Origin of the sequence: Paenibacillus foliorum, from assembly GCF_013141765.1 — a bacterium.
GTDB classification, from domain to species: Bacteria; Bacillota; Bacilli; order Paenibacillales; family NBRC-103111; genus Paenibacillus_S; species Paenibacillus_S foliorum.
The window spans coordinates 1-4,254 of record NZ_WHOD01000086.1 but is presented as its reverse complement, the minus strand read 5'-3'; the positions used below and the strand labels follow the sequence as shown (position 1 = coordinate 4,254).

Sequence of the window (4,254 nt, the reverse complement as noted above, 5' to 3'; positions counted from 1 at the left end):
AGTCTACAACTTTATTTTCCGAGTCTAATACTTTATTTTTCAGTCCAACACTTTATTTTCTTTGGACAATTGGACTAAGAAAATAAAGTTCTAGACTGTACTTTTTGCTTTGACGCCATTCTGGGGGATAGAGAACCATCAACTTTTGTAACCTGTTTGTATTTTCATTTTCATCTTCATATAATGTGCCACCATATGGGGGATATTGCACCATTTATATAGAGGATAGATGTTCTAGCAAATGTGTTGATCCCATGCGGTATTTAGAATTACAATCTCGTCAGACTTCGTAAAATAAGTATTAGATTGACCCCAATAAAGAAACAGCGGCAGACATGGACGAGAAAATAAAGTCCTAGACTGCCGCTGTTTTATTAAACTAACGTTCTCCGTTAGTTTAAATCCAGCCGACCCTGTTATCTACTATAAAATCTAATCCACTTCAGTAGGATGACAGTTAATGGATTGGTAAAATTCATTTCCATGTCTTCTGTAGTAGTGCCTGGTTGTGTTACCGAAGCGAATACCGTCGGAAACTCCGACAATATGGTCAGCAAGTTTTTCTAAAAATTTCTTAAATTGAACTAAATATTTTTATTATTATTTTGTAAAACCTTGAAAGAAGTCACTTAGATATTTTTTGACTAGGAACCCTACCAAAGTAAAGAATAGTGAAATAACTATTATAAACACAAATAGTTTTAGCCCTGTTTCTATAGATTCCATTTAAATACAGCACCTCCTTTACAATTATCATTATAAACTTAACATCCACTTTTAAGCCAATACCTGGCTTCCAGCTGCCGTCGTGTTGTTATTGAACTAACGTTTTTTGTCTCGATAGGGTTACTTAGCAATTCTGCGGGAATGAACATATTGACTGCATATAAGCTGAAACCTGGACTTATTTCATTAATTAAGGGGACGTACTCCAGGATTGTGTCATATCGCCATTTAGACTCCTTAAAACTTTTTTCGTCCAGGCTAAGGTTCTGAAATACATTCATCGATAGTTCGATTTCTGGTTTAGCCGTCGGGTGTGCTTTAATGAAATATTTTCCCTCGTCATCCCCAAACGGTTTAGAATATGTCACATCGTCGATTACAACGTCCTCTGGGAATAATGCTTTTAAATAGGCTATTGTTCTTTCCTCAGCCTTGTTTTCAATCAACGGATAGTAAATGTAGTCCCAGAGGAGTGCCGCTAATCCAGCAGCAGATAAACTAACTATTATTAAAACAACGCTTATAACCGTTTTCATTTACTTCTCCACATTTAAATTATAGTTACGTTTGCATTCATACTATCACTTGGTAAAGTTGTGTTAAACTCCCGTTAACTGAGAAGGCAGCTGACCCTTTGAACAAACACCATTTAAACTAAACCTTTAATGGTTTTTACATATATCTGATAATTCTCATCATCGAAGCAAACGAACTGAATTCTTTTAAAAGAAGAGTTATTTCCTTCAATAAATTCCCTCAATGAACTAATGGCTATTTCAGCAGCTCTCTTTTTCGGGAATTTATATATGCCTGTACTTATGTTTGGGAACGCGATACTTTCAATATTATATTGGTTAGCAAGATCTAACGTATTCATATAGCAGTCTTTTAGTTTCTCTTCCTCATTACTTTTTCCATTATTCCATACAGGTCCAACCGTATGAATAACGAATTTGGCATCTAACTTCCCCGCTGTAGTGATTACAGCCTCGCCAACTGGGCATCCTCCTTGTCTATCTCTTATTTTCATGCATTCTATAAGAATTTCCTTTCCCCCTGCTCTGTGGATAGCACCATCAACACCTCCACCGCCAAGTAAACTTGTATTTGCAGCATTAACTATGCAGTCCGTTTTTGCTTTTGTTATATCTTCCTTAATAACCTCTATATATACTGATTTCACTCTGATTTCCATCTTTAATAATCCCTCCGGTACTAAAAGCTTTGTCCATGACTTATTTAATATTACCATAATTTGGACAAAGAGGCGCCGCGTCTTTTCTATTCAACTATCCTGCCAGTTAGCATAACGCGGCCGCCGAATCGATGCCGGGCAGCCGCGTCTTAGTTGTTATTAAACTATCGTTCTGCGTTAGCTTAACAACTAATGATGCTTTTTGAGTATAAGCAATAGCTCGCCAGAATCGTTACTCCATAAGTCGGCAAAATAAAAGTACTCATCAGGGAAATCATTGAGAAATGCTTTATCATCCAAAGTAATATGGCTTTTAATATCGAGCCACTTAAATTTCAAATCATCACTTGAGATTGATTTAAGCATGTTTTCTATTTCTTGTATATAGCAACTAATTCTGTTATTAAATATTATTTTACTCAGTTCCTGCAATGATGTAATTGGTATCTTCTGAAATTCCTTTGTTAATTCCTCAAGCTGACTTTTTCCCATAATCCATATCACCTCAAATCATTTATGGTCTTGCTCCACCATTAGGAGCATCAAATATACGACTCCACTCTACAACTTAATTAAGCTGAGTATAGCATCTATTGTTGAAGAAAACTGCCCGTTTAGTTGAATAAATGTAACCAATTCGCTTATTTATCAAGAAGCCCTGGAAACTTATCCGGAGCTTCTTTTATTGCATAAAGCTAGTACTTATGTTGTGTTTGTCAAGAAAAACAGAACATCCTTTTGTTGGGAATTAAAACATTTTAAGGGTTGTTTGATCCTTGGCTATACTATACAAAAAATGAACGTACTCAAGGAAGCAGTGACTTCCTGTGTACGTCCATTTAAACTATCGTGTCCCGTTAGCTTAATGAATTGCTAAAGTCTTCCAAGCCATACGTGACCGTTAGTGTATTTCTTTTCTAGGGATTTTCTTAACCATTGTTTTTGTTCTTCATCAAGAAACGGTAAAGTATGATCGAAATCTTGATTATGATCAAATGTATCAGGACCGTCCAAGTAACTTGATTTATAAAACAGAACAATTTCTAGAGCTAAATACGGTACTCCGTTTGATTGTAGTAAAGCCATATTTAGTTTTCTTTTAACATTCCCATCTCCAGGCAAGTAAAAATATTTATCATCTCTCTGATTGAAAAGAAATTCTACGTAGGTAAAGTCATTTTGCCCCTTCTTTTCAAAACCGAATCGATACATGTCATCCCCACTTGGCTTTAATCTACAACGATACTCATTTGCTGTAAAACAAAATAGATTTCGCTTTTCATAAGGAATTTGTTGCTTATCAAATAACTCGTGGATTACTCCACCACCACATGCTTCAAATACCCTCCAGCCCGCAGCTAACATTAAAGCAATGATTGAATTTCGATCTTCCCAAAATACAGCAATATCTAAGTCTTTATGGATTCTTGTTTGTTTACCAAGAAACAAATCGATTGCCCCTCCACCACATACAGACCAATCAAAACTATGATTTTCAAAAAATGTACGAGCATGTGAAATTAGTAATTCCACCATTAACAACTCCTCAGAACGTACCCTTAATAACTCATAAGGGGATTTTACAATATATGGGGCGAATTTGCTAGAGAACATCATGCTATCCTGCCCGTCCCTCAACGAGAAAGACGAAAAGTTACGCCAAGGCTTGCATGTTTTCGCGGGGTGGAGCAGCCCGGTAGCTCGTCGGGCTCATAACCCGAAGGCCGCAGGTTCAAAACCTGCCCCCGCAACCAACTTACAAATCAAGCTCATCACATATATAGAAGTGCCTTCAATCCACTATGAGTGGTTTGAAGGCATTTTTTTTTCATTCGATCTGCGGTCGGAAAGGCTCCTGACCGTTCCGGCAGCCTCGTTTTGATATTATTGAGCTCTCGTTATCCGTTAGTTTATGTATTAATACTCGCCATTGTATTCTATATAGCTCGTTTGTTTGATGCGAGCTACGTGATTTGGAATATATCTGTTTTTTGCATGAGGTGATAACCCTTCTATGTAATTAATTGCGGCTTCAACCATATCATCAGTTATAAAAACACTCTCATCCAAAAATCCGCTCAATAACGCCGCATCATCACCTTTTAACTTTAAATGAAGAAAGCCCAAGCCTGGATCTACAAAAACAAGATTTACAATCTCATCTTTATTTTGCTCTTTTGATGAATCATAAAATCTTGCTACAATATCTCGATCTTTATAGAATATATCAACATCACAAGAGAAATTTTCAAATGTAAATTTCATTAGATTATCACCTACCTATGAATTTAGTTTGTGGCTGCCGTCGTCTTGTTACATTCAGCTATAGTTCC

The 4,254-nt window shown here is 36.4% G+C and carries 5 protein-coding genes and 1 tRNA gene; 1 reads left to right on the top strand and 5 read right to left on the bottom strand.

What is annotated here, in order from left to right; all coding sequences use genetic code 11:
• Positions 1-764: 764 nt before the first annotated feature.
• The 4 genes from GC093_RS22520 to GC093_RS22505 all read right to left on the bottom strand — a co-directional run bounded on the left by GC093_RS22520 (position 765) and on the right by GC093_RS22505 (position 3,454).
• A complete protein-coding gene (locus GC093_RS22520) occupies positions 765-1,262 on the bottom strand; it encodes a hypothetical protein (protein ID WP_171654163.1) in 498 nt (165 codons plus the stop codon).
• Positions 1,263-1,375: 113 nt separating this feature from the next.
• Positions 1,376-1,921: an O-acetyl-ADP-ribose deacetylase gene (locus GC093_RS22515; protein ID WP_171654162.1), complete on the bottom strand. Its 546-nt coding sequence runs from the start codon at positions 1,919-1,921 to the stop codon at positions 1,376-1,378.
• A 189-nt stretch (positions 1,922-2,110) separates the two neighbouring features.
• Entirely contained in the window at positions 2,111-2,413 is a 303-nt protein-coding gene (locus GC093_RS22510) for a hypothetical protein (protein WP_171654161.1), read from the bottom strand.
• 381 nt (positions 2,414-2,794) lie between these two features.
• Positions 2,795-3,454 carry a nucleotidyltransferase domain-containing protein gene (locus GC093_RS22505; protein WP_171654160.1) on the bottom strand — a complete coding sequence of 220 codons (660 nt, stop codon included), beginning with the start codon at positions 3,452-3,454 and terminating at the stop codon, positions 2,795-2,797.
• 144 nt (positions 3,455-3,598) lie between these two features.
• Between GC093_RS22505 and GC093_RS22500 the strand changes: the two genes are divergently transcribed.
• Positions 3,599-3,675: transfer RNA gene (locus GC093_RS22500), tRNA-Met, on the top strand.
• A gap of 163 nt (positions 3,676-3,838) precedes the next feature.
• Here the strand turns inward: GC093_RS22500 and GC093_RS22495 are convergent.
• Positions 3,839-4,186, bottom strand: a complete 348-nt coding sequence (locus GC093_RS22495) for a hypothetical protein (RefSeq protein ID WP_171654159.1) — start codon at positions 4,184-4,186, stop codon at positions 3,839-3,841.
• Positions 4,187-4,254: the final 68 nt, after the last annotated feature.

What these genes read in the sequence shown, in the direction of transcription:
- GC093_RS22520 (WP_171654163.1), bottom strand. Translation starts at nt 1,262, where the DNA reads ATGAAAACGGTTATAAGCGTTGTTTTAATAATAGTTAGTTTATCTGCT.
- GC093_RS22515 (WP_171654162.1), bottom strand. Translation starts at nt 1,921, where the DNA reads ATGGAAATCAGAGTGAAATCAGTATATATAGAGGTTATTAAGGAAGAT.
- GC093_RS22510 (WP_171654161.1), bottom strand. Translation starts at nt 2,413, where the DNA reads ATGGGAAAAAGTCAGCTTGAGGAATTAACAAAGGAATTTCAGAAGATA.
- GC093_RS22495 (WP_171654159.1), bottom strand. Translation starts at nt 4,186, where the DNA reads ATGAAATTTACATTTGAAAATTTCTCTTGTGATGTTGATATATTCTAT.